Origin of the sequence: Litorimonas sp. (assembly GCA_029936425.1) — a bacterium.
In the GTDB taxonomy this organism is placed as follows: domain Bacteria; phylum Pseudomonadota; class Alphaproteobacteria; order Caulobacterales; family Maricaulaceae; genus Litorimonas.
The window spans coordinates 1-1,523 of record JAPYSU010000104.1 but is presented as its reverse complement, the minus strand read 5'-3'; the positions used below and the strand labels follow the sequence as shown (position 1 = coordinate 1,523).

1 protein-coding gene is annotated in these 1,523 nt (G+C 42.0%); it reads right to left on the bottom strand.

Annotated elements, in window-relative coordinates:
• Positions 1 to 924 (bottom strand): hypothetical protein (locus ACN0IC_RS15375; protein ID WP_416879630.1); only part of this gene is annotated, 924 nt, incomplete at its 3' end.
• Positions 925 to 1,523: the final 599 nt, after the last annotated feature.

Sequence of the window (1,523 nt, the reverse complement as noted above, 5' to 3'; positions counted from 1 at the left end):
CATCGCATCCTCTCCCGTCGGTACTTCTATTTCCTTGAATCCTCTATGGTTCAGGATGTCATCTGTTGTTGCAACTTGCACCACATCGGTGGTCGCTGTCCCTTCCTTGGTCAGTAATATAGACATGCCTTTGGGTATAATAAGGCGTTCCATTTCAACTCCATTTATGTTGCGTGATGTCGTTTTCAGGTCACCCTCTGGGTCGGTTTCGGAGAAGATTTTATTGTCTACCAAGGCTTGGACTAAATCAATATTCGGGACAAGAGGTTGTCCCGAAGGTTTGAATTCTGACTCCTGCCGTGCGAAGATGCGGAATACCCCGTAAGTCAGAATGTCCTCATCTAGGTATACTCCTTCCGGTATATCACCATAGTCTGTCATGCCTTCAATGGAGACTACTTCCAGTCCAGGTAGGATTACCTGTCCTTCGCTCTCACTTTCTTCCACCTCCACTTTCTTTAGGAGGCATAACGACATATCGTCACCAGGAAGAACGCTGTCCAGTTCTTGGTCCTTATTGATTGTGAAGGCTCGCATTGTCTGGCAGTAGACTGTGGGGCCTCTTTGTACGGCTGCATGCAGCCCCTGTGTCAGTTGTGGAAAATTTGTCCACTTCAAGTTGTTCATTGCCTCCTCGTAGGCTTCCGTCACTATCTTCGAACCATCTAGTTCCTGCACGTTGGCACATTTCCCCTTCCTCACACCTCTCCTGGAGGTAAGTAGGCAATTGGCACACTTGCCGCAACGCCTCCTCTTAGGTGTGTTGACTGGTAGAGGGAAGGTCGGAAGAAATCTTTCTCCTGGCTCTATGAGTGGACGTTGTTCTTCTCTTTCTAGGCTCTTAGATCTCCAGGGCCTTTTTCTGAACAGTCCTATGAACTTTCGGCCCCTTCCCTTATCCTGTCCGGCTGTCGGTGAATGCACGACCGCCATACTTGAGAGAGGTAACCTCTCTTGTAGAAGTGAATCAAGCTTTTCACCCCTTTTTTTCTAAAAGAAATTAAAATTTAAAATAATTAAAACTTGGTTCCATCCCATAAACCACATATAAACCACATATACATATTACCATATTACCAAATTTACCATCTTACACATATTACATACTTATACTAGTACATATTACTTACACGTGCTTACTTCCTCATTAGGTGCTAGGTATTACGGCAAAATAATATGTACAGCTACTACTCAGTTCAATAAAGCATGATCATCAGAATCTCAGGGTTATTTTCAACAGAATCTCCACAACAATTTTCACCATTCAAAATTCACCACAAAATTGTCCATTTCCACAATACGGCATACCTTAAAAACACCATTTTCACAAACATTTTCACCATTTCACCATTTACGACGATTTTTAATGAATTTTGACCATTTGTTTTCCATATTTCACAAGTTTTAACCATTTTTAACGAATTTTGACCATTTGTTTACCATATTTAACCATTTCGCATGATTTGTTACCATTTTTTTCAATTTTTGACGATTTCGCACCATTGTTGACCATTGTTGACCTT